The following is a 14158-nucleotide window of genomic DNA, read 5'->3' on the forward strand; positions in this document are numbered from 1 at the left end:
TCGGGGTAAAAATGAGGGCGCGAACTATAGCATAGCCACCGGACGCACAGCGGTAGGAACCTGGGGACATGTTCCCTATAATGCGCGGTTCTTTGAACCACGTGACGACCCTATTCCATGGCCAAGAAGCTTTACATCGAAACCCACGGTTGCCAGATGAACGAGTACGACAGCTCGCGCATGGTCGATCTGCTGGGCGAACACCAGGCCCTGGAAGTCACGGCGCGCGCCGAAGATGCCGACGTGATTCTGCTCAACACCTGCTCGATCCGCGAACGTGCCCAGGACCGGGTGTATTCTCAGCTCGGCCGCTGGCGCGAACTGAAACTGGCCAACCCGGACATGGTGATTGCCGTCGGCGGTTGCGTGGCCAGCCAGGAAGGCGCGGCGATCCGTGATCGCGCCCCGTACGTCGACGTGGTTTTCGGTCCGCAGACCCTGCACCGTCTGCCGGAAATGATCGACGCCGCGCGTATCAGCAAGCTGCCGCAAGTCGACGTCTCGTTCCCGGAAATCGAAAAGTTCGACCACCTGCCCGAGCCGCGCATCGACGGTCCGAGCGCCTACGTGTCGGTGATGGAAGGCTGCAGCAAGTACTGCACGTTCTGCGTAGTGCCTTACACCCGCGGCGAAGAAGTCAGCCGGCCGTTCGACGACGTGATCGCCGAGATCATTCATTTGGCCGAAAACGGCGTGCGTGAAGTGACCCTGCTGGGCCAAAACGTCAACGGTTATCGCGGGCTGACCCACGACGGTCGCCTGGCCGACCTGGCCGAACTGATCCGCGTGGTCGCGGCAGTCGACGGTATCGACCGCATCCGCTACACCACCTCGCACCCGCTGGAATTCTCCGACAGCCTGATCCAGGCACACGCCGAAGTGCCGGAACTGGTGAAGCACCTGCACTTGCCGGTGCAGTCGGGCTCGGACCGGATCCTGGCCGCGATGAAACGCAATCACACCGCGCTTGAGTACAAATCCAAGCTGCGCAAACTGCGCGCCGCCGTGCCGGGCATCTGCATCAGCTCGGACTTCATCGTCGGCTTCCCGGGGGAAACCGAGAAAGATTTCGAACAGACCATGAAGCTGATTGCCGACGTCGGTTTCGATTTTTCCTACTCGTTCGTCTACAGCCAGCGCCCAGGCACCCCGGCCGCCGATCTGCCCGACGACACCCCGGAAGAACTGAAGAAAGAACGCCTGAACGCCTTGCAGCACCGTTTAAATCAGCAAGGCTTCGAGATCAGCCGACAAATGGTCGGTTCGGTCCAGCGGATTCTGGTAACCGACTATTCGAAGAAAGACCCCGGCGAGCTGCAAGGGCGCACCGAGAATAACCGTATCGTCAACTTCCGCTGCGATAATCCGACCCTGATCGGCCAGTTCGCCGACGTCCACATCGACGCGGCGCAACCGCACTCGCTGCGCGGCTCGCTGATCCAGTAACAGCGCAAGGAGACCGCGCCAGAGGGCTGAATCGGTGCCAGGCTTTTTAAGAGCTTTCGCACCCACGCCGCTGGCGTTATCCTTGATTTCATCCCAATTGCCCCAGGGCGGCTAAATACGACCTTGAACGCACCCATAGAACCTCATCGTTTCATCCTCGAGCCCTTTGAGGCTCGCCGCTTCGCCAATCTGTGCGGGCAGTTCGACGAGCACCTGCGGCTGATCGAACAGCGCCTGGCCATCGAGATCCGCAACCGCGGCAATCAGTTCGAGCTGATCGGCGAACCCAAGCACACCACTTCCGCGGAAAACCTGATTCGCCGCCTGTACCGTGAAACCAAGGGTTCAGAGCTGTCGCCGGATATGGTTCACCTGTTCCTCCAGGAATCGGCCGTCGAGCAACTGGACAACCCCGCCCCCGCCGAAGCCTCCGTCGCCCTGCGCACCAAGAAAGGCATGATTCGCCCACGCGGCTTGAATCAATTGCGCTACGTGAAGGAAATCCTCGGCAACGACATCAACTTCGGCATCGGCCCGGCCGGTACCGGCAAGACCTATCTTGCCGTCGCCTGCGCCGTTGATGCGCTGGAGCGCGAGCAGATCCGCCGCATCCTGCTGGTACGTCCGGCGGTCGAAGCGGGTGAAAAACTCGGCTTCCTGCCCGGCGACCTGTCGCAGAAGATCGACCCGTACCTGCGCCCGCTCTACGACGCACTCTACGAAATGCTCGGCTTCGAATACGTGGCCAAGCTGATCGAACGTCAGGTGATCGAAGTCGCACCGCTGGCCTACATGCGCGGTCGCACGCTGAACAACAGCTTCATCATCCTCGACGAAAGTCAGAACACCACCGTCGAACAGATGAAGATGTTCCTGACCCGGATCGGTTTCGGCTCCACGGCCGTGATCACCGGCGACATTACCCAGGTCGACCTGCCACGCGGCACCAAGTCCGGACTTCATCACGTCATCGAAGTCCTGAAAGATGTGCCGGGCATCAGCTTCACCCACTTCCAGCCCAAAGACGTGGTGCGCCATCCGTTGGTGCAACGCATCGTCGAAGCCTACGAGCGATTCGAGACGCGACTGGCCGATGAAGCGCCAAAGGACACTCGCCACGATGCTTGAGCTTGATCTGCAAATCGCGACCCAAGCGTCTGCGCCGACCGAAGAAGAATTCCGCCAATGGTGCGAACTGGCCCTGCGCCAGCGCACTGCCGACTCGGAAATGACCATTCGTCTGGTCGACGAAGAAGAAGGTCGCGAGCTGAATCACACCTGGCGCCACAAGGATTACGCGACCAACGTCCTGTCCTTCCCCGCCGAAGTGCCCGACGAGTTTCTCGACATCCCGCTGCTGGGCGATCTGGTGATCTGCGTGGCGGTGGTCGAACGCGAAGCCGCCGAGCAAGGCAAGGAACTGAAGGCCCACTGGGCACATCTGGTCATTCACGGCTGCTTGCATCTGCTGGGTTACGACCATATAGATGACGAGGAAGCCGAGGAAATGGAAGCACTGGAACGCGAGTTGCTTGCCGAACTGGGTTATCCCGATCCGTACGCGGACGACGAAACCGAAACATCCCCTACTGTTACAACAAAGGATTCAGAGTAATCGCTATGAGCGAAGATCGATCGAGCAACGGGCAAAAGTCATGGCTGGGTAAACTGACTCAGGCTTTTGCTCACGAGCCGAAGAACCGCCAGGAGCTGCTTGAGCTGCTGCGCGATGCACATCAGAACAAACTGCTGGACAGCGAAGCGCTGGCCATCGTCGAAGGGGCCATCCAGGTGGCTGACCTGCAGGTACGCGACATCATGGTGCCGCGCTCGCAGATGATCAGCATCAAGGCGACCCAGACACCCCGCGAATTTCTCCCTGCCGTGGTCGACTCGGCCCACTCGCGCTACCCGGTCATCGGCGAAAGCCATGACGACGTGATGGGCGTGCTGCTGGCCAAGGATCTGCTGCCGCTGATCCTCAAGGAGAATGGCGACAGCTTCAACATCAAGGACCTGCTGCGCCCGGCCACGTTCGTGCCGGAGTCCAAGCGTCTGAACGTGTTGCTGCGTGAGTTCCGCGCCAACCACAACCACATGGCCATCGTCATCGACGAGTACGGCGGCGTGGCCGGTCTGGTGACCATCGAAGACGTGCTGGAGCAAATCGTCGGCGACATCGAAGACGAGCACGACGTCGAAGAAGACAGCTACATCAAGCCGCTGCCCAGCGGTGATTTCCTGATCAAGGCCCTGACGCCGATCGAGAACTTCAACGAGTTCTTCGATAGCGAATTCTCCGACGACGAGTTCGACACCGTCGGCGGGCTGGTGATGAGCGCGTTCGGGCACTTGCCAAAACGCAACGAAATCACTGAAATCGGCGCCTATCGTTTCCGCATCCTGAACGCCGACAGTCGTCGGATTCATTTGCTGCGACTGACGCCAATCGCTCGTTAATTCTAAGGACTGAAATGCGCTGGACAACCCGCCCCGGCTGGCCCGGTAACCTGCTGGCCGTGGCGGCCGGTGCAATCACCACCTTCGCGCTGGCCCCGTTCGATCTCTGGCCGCTGGCCCTGCTGGCGGTCGGCCTGTTCTATGCAGGGCTGCGAGAGCTGAGCCCGCGCCAGGCCTTGGGTCGCGGCTGGTGCTTCGGTTTCGGCCTGTTCGGCGCCGGCACCAGCTGGATCTACTACAGCATCCACCACTTCGGCGGCGCTTCGGTGCTGCTGGCCGGGTTCCTGATGCTGATCTTCACGGCGGCCATTGCCTGGTTCTTCGCCCTGCCCGCCTGGCTCTGGGCGCGCTGGTTGCGGCGTAACGAAGCGCCGGTGGCCGATGCCCTGGCCTTTGCGGCGCTGTGGGTGGGTCAGGAAGCGTTTCGTGGCTGGTTCCTCACCGGTTTCCCGTGGCTGTACTCCGGTTACAGCCAGCTCAATGGTCCGCTGGCCGGGCTCGCGCCGGTGGGCGGCATATGGCTGGTATCGTTTGTCCTGGCGCTGACCGCTGCACTGATCTACAACGCACCGCGCCTGCTGCAAACCCGCCGCAAAGCCTTCATTGCTGCCGGCGTGGTATTGCTGATCGGGCCATGGGCGGTGGGCATTGCCTTGAAAGGCCACGCCTGGACCAGTCCGTCAGGCGCACCGCTGAGCGTTGCCGCCATTCAGGGCAACGTCGCGCAAAGCATGAAATGGGATCCGGCCGAGCTCAACGCGCAACTGGCGCTGTACCGCGACCTGAGTTTCCGCTCCAAACCGGTGGACCTGCTGATCTGGCCGGAAACCGCCGTGCCAGTGCTCAAGGAGTCCGCCGAGGGCTACCTGAACATGATGGGCACCTTCGCCGCCGAGCGTAAATCGGCGCTGATCACCGGCGTACCGATCCGCGAGATGGTCCGTCACGAAAAACGCTTCTTCAACGGCATCACCGTGGTCGGCGAAGGCGATGGCACTTATCTGAAACAGAAACTGGTGCCGTTCGGCGAATACGTACCGTTGCAGGACATCCTGCGCGGGCTGATCGCGTTCTTCGACCTGCCGATGTCCGACTTTGCCCGCGGCCCTGCCGATCAGGCCCTGTTGCAGGCCAAGGGATATCAGGTCGCACCGTTCATCTGTTACGAAGTGGTGTATCCGGAATTCGCCGCTGGCCTGGCGGCACGCAGCGATTTGCTGCTGACGATCAGCAACGACACCTGGTTCGGTACGTCGATCGGCCCGTTGCAGCATCTGCAAATGGCGCAGATGCGCGCGCTTGAAGCCGGACGCTGGATGATCCGCGCGACCAACAACGGCGTGACCGGGCTGATCAACCCGTTCGGGCAGATCACCGAACGCATTCCGCAATTCGAACAGGGCGTGCTCTACGGCGAAGTGGTGCCGATGCACAACCTGACGCCGTATCTGCAATGGCGCTCGTGGCCGCTGATCGTCCTGTGCGTGGTGCTGTTCGGCTGGGCGCTGATGACCAACCGGATGTCCAAGACTCTCTGAGAGATCCCCCCGCTCCCACAGGTGAACGCTGTGGGGGCGGGCTTGCTCGCGAAGGCGCCGTCAAGGACACCCCATCAATCGGCGGCGCCACGCCCTCGGTAGAACAGCGAGTAACCGATCTGCCCCACCGCCTCGTTCATCAACTGCCCGCTCTGCCAGATCGACTTGAATTCCGGCAGCCAGCCGCCAAACGGTCGCGCATTGTCAGTGCCAAGGAAACCGACCGGCGCCGGCACCACTTCAAATCCAGCCTGTTGATAACTCCACACCGCTCGCGGCATGTGCCAGGCCTGGGTCACCAGCACGATACGTTTGACGCCTTCCGGCAACAGCATCCTGGCGCTGAATTCGGCGTTTTCCCACGTAGTGCGGCTCTCCCCTTCCTGCCAGCGCACTGTCACACCGAAATCATCGCGCAACGAATCGGCCATCAATTTCGCTTCGGTCGGCGGCGTGCCGTAATGCAGGCCACCGCTGGTCAGAATCGGAAGTCCGGACGCCTTGGCCAGTCGCGCCGCGTAACGCTGCCGTTCAAGCCCGACACCGGTCGGCTGATCTTCGCCCCAGGCCACATCGCCGCGCTCGCGACCGGAACCCAGCACCACAATCGCATCGGCGCGCTGTGCCAGATCTGCCCATGCTTCGCGGGCCAGCGGCGGCTCGCGCTCCAGAGCCTTGGCGCCCCATTGCACGACCACCGGCAGACTCATCAGCAAAAACCCGCCAAAACCCAGGGCAAAACACAGCCCGGCCAGTCGCGGCCGCGAACGTCGCAGCCACCAGGCCGCCAGCAACAGCAGCAAAAGAAGGCCGGGCGGCAACAGCAGTTGTTTAATGAAATAACGAAAAGGCATCGAGCATCTCCAAAGATGCCCGAAGCCTAAGTGGGTTGATACAGCGCGACAACCAGTAGGGTCGGATCCTGTTGAAAAAGATCCGCTTTTTGACCTGCCATGCGTTTACTTGGCCTGCAGAGTCCGAACCTTGACGGCGTCTCTGCCGGGCGCCTTGTCCTTGAGCCAGATGACTTTGGCCGTATGGGCTGCATCGAGTTGTTTCACTGCTTGTGACAGGTATCCGTGGGTTTCACGCTCACTGCGATCCAGATAGGCCTTGACCAGTTTGAACTCGGCGGGACTCAAGCCACGCAATTCCAGCTCCAGGGGGCGCTCGTCGCGCAGCCTTCCTGCGGTTTTTGCTGCGTCCAGGGCCATCCCCAGACGATCGATCAACCGCTCGTACAACTCGGGTTTGGTAACGTTTTTTTGCTGTGACTCCACCATCCCTCACCTCATTGAAGATAAGACTCACTCCCCAGTTAGAGCTTAGCTTCGCTGCACAAACCGGCTGCACGCCGCGACCAACGGCCCTCGCCGCGATTTGAGCCGGTCAAACGGCTGCAATCAGGGTTTCCCTAGGCCAAGCGCGGTCATGTATGCTACGGCGCTTCCTGTAACTCCACTTCCAGCTCGTCCGGCACGCCCCGAACGTCGCATTGAAGAGGATTAGGCCACCCCTATCCAGTACAAAAGTAGCCATGCACGAACAATATCAACCCCGTGAAATCGAAGCCGCCGCCCAGTCGTTCTGGGACGAGCAAAAGTCCTTTGAAGTCAGTGAACAGCCAGGCAAGGAGACTTACTACTGCCTGTCGATGTTCCCTTACCCCAGCGGCAAGCTACACATGGGGCACGTGCGCAACTACACCATCGGCGACGTGATCTCCCGCTACCAGCGCATGCTCGGCAAGAACGTTCTGCAACCGATGGGTTGGGACGCCTTCGGCATGCCGGCGGAAAACGCCGCGATGAAGAACAACGTGGCCCCGGCCAAGTGGACCTACGAAAACATCGCCTACATGAAATCCCAGCTGCGCAGCCTGGGCCTGGCGGTGGACTGGTCGCGCGAAGTCACCACCTGCAAACCGGATTACTACCGCTGGGAACAATGGCTGTTCACTCGCCTGTTCGAAAAAGGCGTGATCTACCGCAAGAACGGCACCGTGAACTGGGACCCGATCGACCAGACCGTTCTGGCCAACGAGCAGGTGATCGACGGTCGCGGCTGGCGTTCCGGCGCGCTGATCGAAAAGCGCGAAATCCCGATGTACTACTTCAAGATCACCGCCTACGCGGATGAGCTGCTGGAGAGTCTCGACGAGCTGACTGGCTGGCCCGAGCAGGTCAAGACCATGCAGCGCAACTGGATCGGCAAGTCGCGCGGCATGGAAGTGCAGTTCCCGTACAACGTCGAATCGATCGGCGAAAGCGGCACCCTGAAAGTCTTCACCACCCGTCCGGACACCCTGATGGGCGCAACCTATGTTGCCGTGGCAGCCGAACACCACCTGGCGGCTCTCGCCGCGAAGAACAACCCTGAGCTGCAAGCGTTCATCGCCGAATGCAAGGGCGGCAGCGTCGCTGAAGCCGACGTCGCCACTCAAGAGAAGAAAGGCCTGCCGACCGGTCTGTTCGTCGAGCACCCGCTGACGGGCGAAAAACTGCCGGTGTGGGTCGCCAACTACGTGCTGATGCACTACGGCGATGGCGCGGTCATGGCTGTGCCGGCGCACGACGAGCGCGATTTCGAATTCGCCCACAAGTACAACCTGCCGGTCAAATCCGTGGTCCGCACCAGCTCCGGTGAAACCAACCCGGCGCCATGGCAAGACGCCTACGGCGAGCACGGCACGCTGATCAACTCCGGCGAATTCGACGGTCTGGACTTCGCTGGCGCGTTCGACGCCATGGAAGTCGCCCTGATCAAGAAAAACCTCGGCGCCTCGCGCACCCAGTTCCGCCTGCGCGACTGGGGCATCAGCCGTCAACGCTACTGGGGCTGCCCGATCCCGATCATCCACTGCGATGCCTGCGGTGACGTGCCGGTGCCGGAAGATCAACTGCCGGTCGTCCTGCCGGAGGACGTGGTGCCGGACGGCGCCGGTTCGCCGCTGGCGCGCATGCCCGAATTCTACGAGTGCACCTGCCCGAAATGCGGCCAGCCTGCCAAGCGTGAAACCGACACCATGGACACCTTCGTCGAGTCGTCCTGGTATTACGCCCGTTACGCCTCGCCGCACTTCGAAGGCGGTCTGGTGGAAAAATCCGCGGCCGACCACTGGCTGCCGGTGGATCAGTACATCGGCGGTATCGAGCACGCCATTCTTCACCTGCTCTACGCGCGTTTCTTCCACAAGCTGATGCGCGACGAAGGCCTGGTGAGCTCCAACGAGCCGTTCAAGAACCTGCTGACCCAGGGCATGGTGGTCGCCGAGACTTACTATCGTCGCGAAGCCAACGGCGCCTACACCTGGTTCAACCCGGCTGACGTGGAACTCGAGCGCGACAGCAAGGCCAAGGTCATCAGCGCCAGGCTGATTGCCGACGGCCTGCCGGTGGAAATCGGCGGCACCGAGAAGATGGCCAAGTCGAAGAACAACGGCGTCGACCCTCAGTCGATGATCGATCAGTTCGGTGCCGATACCTGCCGTCTGTTCATGATGTTCGCCTCGCCACCTGACATGAGCGCTGAATGGTCCGACTCCGGCGTGGAAGGTTCGCACCGTTTCCTCAAGCGCGTATGGCGTCTGGCTCAGGCCCACGTCACTCAGGGCCTGCCGGGCAAACTGGATATCGCCAGCCTGAATGACGAGCAGAAAGTCATTCGTCGCGCGATCCACCAGGCGATCAAGCAGGCCAGCCATGACGTCGGCCAGAACCACAAATTCAACACCGCCATCGCTCAGGTGATGACGCTGATGAACGTGCTGGAAAAAGCCGCGCAAGCGACCGAGCAGGATCGCGCACTGGTTCAGGAAGGTCTGGAAACCGTGACGCTGCTGCTGGCTCCGATCACACCGCATATCAGCCACGAGTTGTGGAACCGCCTGGGCCACGCCGATCCGGTGATCGACGCCGCCTGGCCGGTGCTGGACGAAAGTGCGCTGGTGCAGGACAGCCTGACTCTGGTGATCCAGGTCAACGGCAAGCTGCGTGGCCAGATCGAAATGCCGGCCGCCGCCACCCGTGAAGAAGTCGAAGCGGCAGCCCGCGCCAACGAAAACGTGCTGCGTTTCGTTGACGGCCTGACGATTCGCAAAGTGATCGTAGTGCCCGGGAAACTGGTCAATATCGTCGCCAGCTAATTGGATCGGGCGTCAGGTGAGCCTGACGCCCAGTAAAACCTTTCGGGCCACAGAGTCGGCCCACATGGTTTCAAGGGGAGCAACACAATGATCAAACGCAATCTGCTGGTGATGGGCCTCGCCGTCCTGTTGAGCGCCTGCGGTTTCCAGCTGCGTGGTACCGGCACCAACGAACTGTCGATCAAGGAGCTCGATCTGAGCGCCCGCAACGCCTACGGCGAAACCGTGACGCAACTGCGTCAGGTGCTGGAGGCCAGCGGCGTCAAGATCGTTTCCGGCGCACCGTACAAGCTGTTCCTGGCCGATGAGCAGGAAAACCAGCGCATCCTCAGCTACGCCGGTGCCGGTCGTACTGGTGAGTACCAGGTGAGTACCGTGCTCTCATACGACATCCGTGGCGAAAACAACCTGCTGCTCAAAAGCGACAAGCTTGAAGTGCAGAAAGTGTTCATTCACGACGGCAACAACCTCGTGGGTTCCGACCAGGAAGCCAACGATGCCCGCCGTGAAACCCGTCGCGAGCTGGTACAGCGCATGATGCTGCGTCTGCAACAACTGACGCCGGCTCAGCTCGACGCTCTGCAGCAAACCGCCAACGCGCGGGCCAAGGCCGAAGCCGACGCCCTCGAAGCGGCGCAGAAGGCTGAAGCGGAAACCCCGCGTCAGTCGCCGCTCGAACTGCCGCAGCAGTAAGACGTTCGGGGCGCTCAGGCGCCCCGTTCGCCCTCTCTTATGAAACTCGCTCCCGCCCAACTCGGCAAACACCTGCAAGGCGCCCTTGCGCCGGTCTACATCATCAGCGGCGATGACCCGCTGCTGTGCCAGGAAGCCGCCGACGCCATTCGTTCCGCTGCCCGCCAGCAAGGATTCGACGAACGTCAGGTCTTCGCCGCCGACGCCAATTTTGATTGGGGGACGCTGCTGCAGGCCGGCGCCAGCATGTCGCTGTTCGCCGAAAAACGCCTGCTGGAACTGCGCTTGCCTTCCGGCAAGCCTGGTGACAAGGGCGCCGCCGCACTGATCGAATACTGCTCGCGCCCCGCAGAGGACACGGTGCTGTTGATCAGCTTGCCCAAGCTGGACGGCAGCGCGCAGAAGACCAAGTGGGGCAAGGCGCTGGTGGAAGGTCAGCAGACCCAGTTCGTGCAGATCTGGCCGGTGGACGCCAACCAGCTGCCGAGCTGGATTCGTCAGCGTCTGTCTCAGGCCGGCTTGTCTGCCAGCCAGGATGCGGTGGAACTGATTGCCGCGCGGGTCGAAGGCAACCTGCTGGCCGCTGCGCAAGAGATCGAAAAGCTCAAGCTGATGGCCGAGGGCGGGCAAATCACCGTCGAAACCGTGCAGGCGGCCGTCGCCGACAGTGCGCGCTTCGACGTGTTCGGCCTGACCGACGCAGTGCTCAACGGCGAACCGGCTCACGCCCTGCGCATGCTCGAAGGGCTGCGCGGTGAAGGGGTCGAGCCGCCGGTGATCCTTTGGGCTCTGGCCCGGGAATTGCGCCTGCTGGCCAACATCTCGTTGCAATACAGCCAGGGAACGCCGCTGGACAAGTGCTTCAGCCACGCCAAGCCGCCCGTCTGGGACAAGCGCAAACCGCTGATGAGCAAGGCCCTGCAACGCTATTCGGCGCAACGCTGGGCGCAATTGCTGCTCGAAGCACAGCGCATCGATGCGCAGATCAAGGGGCAGGCAGCCGGTTCGCCGTGGATGAGCCTGAGCCGGTTGGCACTGCTGATGGCCGGTCAGCGCCTGACATTGCCTGCCGAATGAAATCCGGGATCGCGCTGCGATCCCGTTTTTTATCAAGTCCGTTTCCTACAGAACATTGCGCCCTCGGTCCTATAGACAGACGCCCGAGATCGGCAGATTATCTGCCGCGCATAACCTCACTCAATCGAGAGCATCCTCATGAGCAAAAAGCCATCGAAACATGGCCACAACAAGGCCAAATCCATCGTCGCCCAACCCCTGTTCCGCAGCCGCCAGGAACGACCCACCAAGGGTAAAGGCAGCTACCGCCGCGAAGCCTTCCAGTCTGACAGCTGGGAGGCTTCTTACTTTCTGGCCGCTTGAAGCGCAGCACCCCTTCCTCATGTTAAGGTCTGCACCTGATTCGTATTCCCTGGACCTGTGCATGCCCCTCAGTCTTTCCCGTCGTTGGCCCTTGCGCCAACTGATCGCTGCCTCCAGCTTCGTACTGCTTGTCGCCTGCGCGGAAAAACCTACCGCCGCCGACGCTCAACCGCTTCAGACCGCTCCCGTTGCCACAGCCCCAGCGGTCATCCCGCCGGTAGTGCCGTCCGGTGACAACCTCGACCTGCAACCGACCCAGACCTTTGCCGAATGGCAAGCGGGTTTCCGCAAGGACGCGCTGGCCGCCGGCATCCGTCCAGACCTGTTCGACCGCGCCTTCGCCAATGTCAGCTTCGACGCCAGCGTGATTCGTGCCGACCGCAGCCAGCCGGAATTCGCCCGGCCGGTCTGGGAGTACCTGGATGGCGCGCTTTCGCCCTTGCGCGTACGCAAAGGCCAGGCGCTGATCAGCCAGTACGCCGACATCCTGCAAAGCATCGAACAGCGTTATGGCGTCGATCGTCAGGCGCTGGTGTCGGTGTGGGGGATGGAAAGTAATTTCGGCCAGTTCCAGGGCAGCAAATCGGTGATCAACTCGCTGGCCACCCTGGCCTATGAAGGTCGCCGTCCGGGCTTTGCCCATGCGCAGCTGATCGCGGCACTGCAGATCCTGCAGCAGGGCGACATCACCCCGGAGAAAATGCTCGGTTCCTGGGCTGGTGCCATGGGCCAGACCCAGTTCATCCCGACCACCTACAACACCCACGCCGTGGATTTCGACGGTGACGGTCGCCGCGATATCTGGGGCAGCCCGGCCGACGCCCTGGCCTCCACCGCGCATTACCTGCAAAGCTCCGGCTGGCAGCGTGGCCAGCCGTGGGGCTTCGAAGTGCAACTGCCGAGTGGTTTCAACTACACCCTGGCCGACGGCGCGATTCGTAAAAGCGTCGCCGAATGGCGGCAACTGGGCGTGATCCTGCCGAACGGCGGCCAGGTGCCGGCCGGCGCCGAGCAACTGTCCGCTGCCCTGCTGCTGCCGGCCGGCTATCGTGGCCCGGCGTTCCTGATCCTCGATAACTTCCGGGCGATCCTCAAGTACAACAATTCGTCGTCCTATGCCTTGGCCGTCAGTCTGTTGTCCGAGCGCTTCAACGGCGCCGGCCTGATCAATGGCACCTGGCCAAAAGATGACCTGCCGTTGAGCCGCACCGAGCGGATCGAACTGCAAAACCTGCTGACCGCGCGCAACTACGATGCCGGTGCGGCGGACGGGATCATCGGCGCCAATACGCGCAAGGCTATCCGCAGTGCGCAGCAGTCATTCGGCTGGCCGGCGGATGGTTATCCGACGCACAAGCTGCTGGAAAGCCTGCGCAACCAGTAAAAGCATCGCGGGCAAGCCCGCTCCCACAGGTTTAGAGGGGTTCGCAATATCTGCGTACGACCTGAAAACTGTGGGAACGGGTTTGCCCGCGATGACTGACTATCAGGCGATTAATCCCTACGCCTTGATCACCACATCCTGCTCCAGCATCAACTCCTTCTTCCCGGCATCCAGTCGAACCAGCGCCCCCAGTGGCAACGTCAGGTTCGGATCGCAGTGCCCGCTACGCCAGCCGGACAGCACCGGAATCCGCAGTGGTTCAAAGGTCTGCTTGAGCAAGCGGTTCAAGGCCTCGACATCCACGCCCGCCACGTCCCCGACCAGCACGCCACGCAATCTGGCCAACTTGCCTGCCAGACGCATTTGCGTCAGCAAACGGTCGATCCGGTACAACGGCTCGTTGATGTCCTCGATGAGCAGAATCACCCCTTCGCCGTCGATTTCGTAAGGCGTGCCCAGGGTCGCGGCGATCATCGCCAGATTGCCGCCCTGCAAACGTCCGTGGGCAATGCCCGGCTCCACGGTGGTCAATGGATAAGCCGCCGGGTGACTCAGTACACTGCCGGCCTTCAACTGACCGCGCAGCATGGCGAAGAACGACGTCACCGTCGGCGGTTCCTTGTCCCCCAGCAGATCGGCATTCAACAACGGCCCGTGAAAGGTCACGAACCCGGCGTAGCGACTGATGGCCAGGTGCAGCGCGGTGATGTCGCTGTAACCGACGAAGGGCTTGGCATGACGGCTCAACAGATCGTAGTCGATCCGGTCCAGCAACCTTGGCGTGCCATACCCACCTCGCAGGCAAATGATTGCATCGACCTCTTCGTCAGCAAACGCCGCATGCAGATCATTGAGCCGCACCTCGTCGCTGCCGGCCAGATAACCGTCCTTCTCGTAGACGCCGGGGAACACCCGCAAACCGTAACCCCGGGCGCGCATCCACTGAACGGCCTTTTCGGTATCGAGCGTGCCGGGGCCGGCAGGCGCAATTACGCCTATCAGCCCTTCCGACGGCAGCGCGGGCACAGGCTTGTGCGGAAAAAGGGTGTGGGTCGGTCGAACGGTCATCCATGGATCTCCCTGTGTGAAGTCATGCTCACACAGTAGTCAGGA

General features: G+C 61.6%; 13 protein-coding genes. 10 read left to right on the forward strand and 3 right to left on the reverse strand.

Going from position 1 to position 14158, the window contains the following annotated elements; genetic code table 11:
* Positions 1–117: 117 nt before the first annotated feature.
* The 5 genes from miaB to lnt all read left to right on the forward strand — a co-directional run bounded on the left by miaB (position 118) and on the right by lnt (position 5444).
* Positions 118–1446: a tRNA (N6-isopentenyl adenosine(37)-C2)-methylthiotransferase MiaB gene (gene miaB, locus I5961_RS24700; RefSeq protein ID WP_085697602.1), complete on the forward strand. Its 1329-nt coding sequence runs from the start codon at positions 118–120 to the stop codon at positions 1444–1446.
* Between the two features lie 123 nt (positions 1447–1569).
* Entirely contained in the window at positions 1570–2574 is a 1005-nt protein-coding gene (locus I5961_RS24705) for a PhoH family protein (RefSeq protein WP_085703114.1), read from the forward strand.
* Positions 2567–3061, forward strand: a complete 495-nt coding sequence (ybeY, locus tag I5961_RS24710) for an rRNA maturation RNase YbeY (protein ID WP_085697604.1) — start codon at positions 2567–2569, stop codon at positions 3059–3061. Before I5961_RS24705 ends, ybeY begins: the two co-directional genes overlap by 8 nt.
* 5 nt (positions 3062–3066) lie before the next feature.
* Positions 3067–3906, forward strand: coding sequence for an HlyC/CorC family transporter (locus I5961_RS24715; RefSeq protein WP_007909641.1), 840 nt, complete (start codon positions 3067–3069; stop codon positions 3904–3906).
* Between the two features lie 14 nt (positions 3907–3920).
* Complete coding sequence (gene lnt, locus I5961_RS24720; RefSeq protein WP_227233625.1) at positions 3921–5444, forward strand: apolipoprotein N-acyltransferase; 1524 nt, start codon at positions 3921–3923, stop codon at positions 5442–5444.
* 74 nt (positions 5445–5518) lie between these two features.
* On the opposite strand, the gene I5961_RS24725 is transcribed toward lnt, so the two are convergent.
* Positions 5519–6298: a YdcF family protein gene (locus tag I5961_RS24725; RefSeq protein ID WP_085697606.1), complete on the reverse strand. Its 780-nt coding sequence runs from the start codon at positions 6296–6298 to the stop codon at positions 5519–5521.
* A gap of 105 nt (positions 6299–6403) precedes the next feature.
* A complete protein-coding gene (locus I5961_RS24730; protein ID WP_011336088.1) occupies positions 6404–6727 on the reverse strand; it encodes a hypothetical protein in 324 nt (107 codons plus the stop codon).
* A gap of 254 nt (positions 6728–6981) precedes the next feature.
* Between I5961_RS24730 and leuS the strand changes: the two genes are divergently transcribed.
* The 5 genes from leuS to I5961_RS24755 all read left to right on the forward strand — a co-directional run bounded on the left by leuS (position 6982) and on the right by I5961_RS24755 (position 13045).
* Positions 6982–9588 (forward strand): leucine--tRNA ligase, encoded by a 2607-nt coding sequence (leuS, locus tag I5961_RS24735; RefSeq protein ID WP_085697607.1) that lies wholly within the window; start codon positions 6982–6984, stop codon positions 9586–9588.
* Positions 9589–9675: 87 nt separating this feature from the next.
* Positions 9676–10281: an LPS assembly lipoprotein LptE gene (gene lptE, locus I5961_RS24740; RefSeq protein WP_085697608.1), complete on the forward strand. Its 606-nt coding sequence runs from the start codon at positions 9676–9678 to the stop codon at positions 10279–10281.
* A 39-nt stretch (positions 10282–10320) separates the two neighbouring features.
* Entirely contained in the window at positions 10321–11358 is a 1038-nt protein-coding gene (holA, locus tag I5961_RS24745; protein ID WP_227233627.1) for a DNA polymerase III subunit delta, read from the forward strand.
* A gap of 138 nt (positions 11359–11496) precedes the next feature.
* On the forward strand, positions 11497–11661 hold the full coding sequence (arfA, locus tag I5961_RS24750; protein ID WP_007958672.1) for an alternative ribosome rescue factor ArfA: 165 nt from the start codon (positions 11497–11499) through the stop codon (positions 11659–11661).
* Between the two features lie 61 nt (positions 11662–11722).
* Positions 11723–13045 (forward strand): lytic murein transglycosylase, encoded by a 1323-nt coding sequence (locus tag I5961_RS24755; protein ID WP_085697609.1) that lies wholly within the window; start codon positions 11723–11725, stop codon positions 13043–13045.
* A 117-nt stretch (positions 13046–13162) separates the two neighbouring features.
* Here the strand turns inward: I5961_RS24755 and I5961_RS24760 are convergent, their stop codons facing one another.
* A complete protein-coding gene (locus I5961_RS24760) occupies positions 13163–14113 on the reverse strand; it encodes a S66 peptidase family protein (RefSeq protein WP_227233628.1) in 951 nt (316 codons plus the stop codon).
* Positions 14114–14158: the final 45 nt, after the last annotated feature.

The organism is Pseudomonas sp. IAC-BECa141, assembly GCF_020544405.1.
In the GTDB taxonomy this organism is placed as follows: Bacteria; Pseudomonadota; Gammaproteobacteria; order Pseudomonadales; family Pseudomonadaceae; genus Aquipseudomonas.

Coding starts and splice junctions, on each gene's coding strand:
- miaB (WP_085697602.1), top strand. CDS start 118: ATGGCCAAGAAGCTTTACATCGAAACCCACGGTTGCCAGATGAACGAG.
- ybeY (WP_085697604.1), top strand. CDS start 2,567: ATGCTTGAGCTTGATCTGCAAATCGCGACCCAAGCGTCTGCGCCGACC.
- I5961_RS24715 (WP_007909641.1), top strand. CDS start 3,067: ATGAGCGAAGATCGATCGAGCAACGGGCAAAAGTCATGGCTGGGTAAA.
- lnt (WP_227233625.1), top strand. CDS start 3,921: ATGCGCTGGACAACCCGCCCCGGCTGGCCCGGTAACCTGCTGGCCGTG.
- I5961_RS24725 (WP_085697606.1), bottom strand. CDS start 6,298: ATGCCTTTTCGTTATTTCATTAAACAACTGCTGTTGCCGCCCGGCCTT.
- I5961_RS24730 (WP_011336088.1), bottom strand. CDS start 6,727: ATGGTGGAGTCACAGCAAAAAAACGTTACCAAACCCGAGTTGTACGAG.
- leuS (WP_085697607.1), top strand. CDS start 6,982: ATGCACGAACAATATCAACCCCGTGAAATCGAAGCCGCCGCCCAGTCG.
- lptE (WP_085697608.1), top strand. CDS start 9,676: ATGATCAAACGCAATCTGCTGGTGATGGGCCTCGCCGTCCTGTTGAGC.
- holA (WP_227233627.1), top strand. CDS start 10,321: ATGAAACTCGCTCCCGCCCAACTCGGCAAACACCTGCAAGGCGCCCTT.
- arfA (WP_007958672.1), top strand. CDS start 11,497: ATGAGCAAAAAGCCATCGAAACATGGCCACAACAAGGCCAAATCCATC.
- I5961_RS24755 (WP_085697609.1), top strand. CDS start 11,723: ATGCCCCTCAGTCTTTCCCGTCGTTGGCCCTTGCGCCAACTGATCGCT.
- I5961_RS24760 (WP_227233628.1), bottom strand. CDS start 14,113: ATGACCGTTCGACCGACCCACACCCTTTTTCCGCACAAGCCTGTGCCC.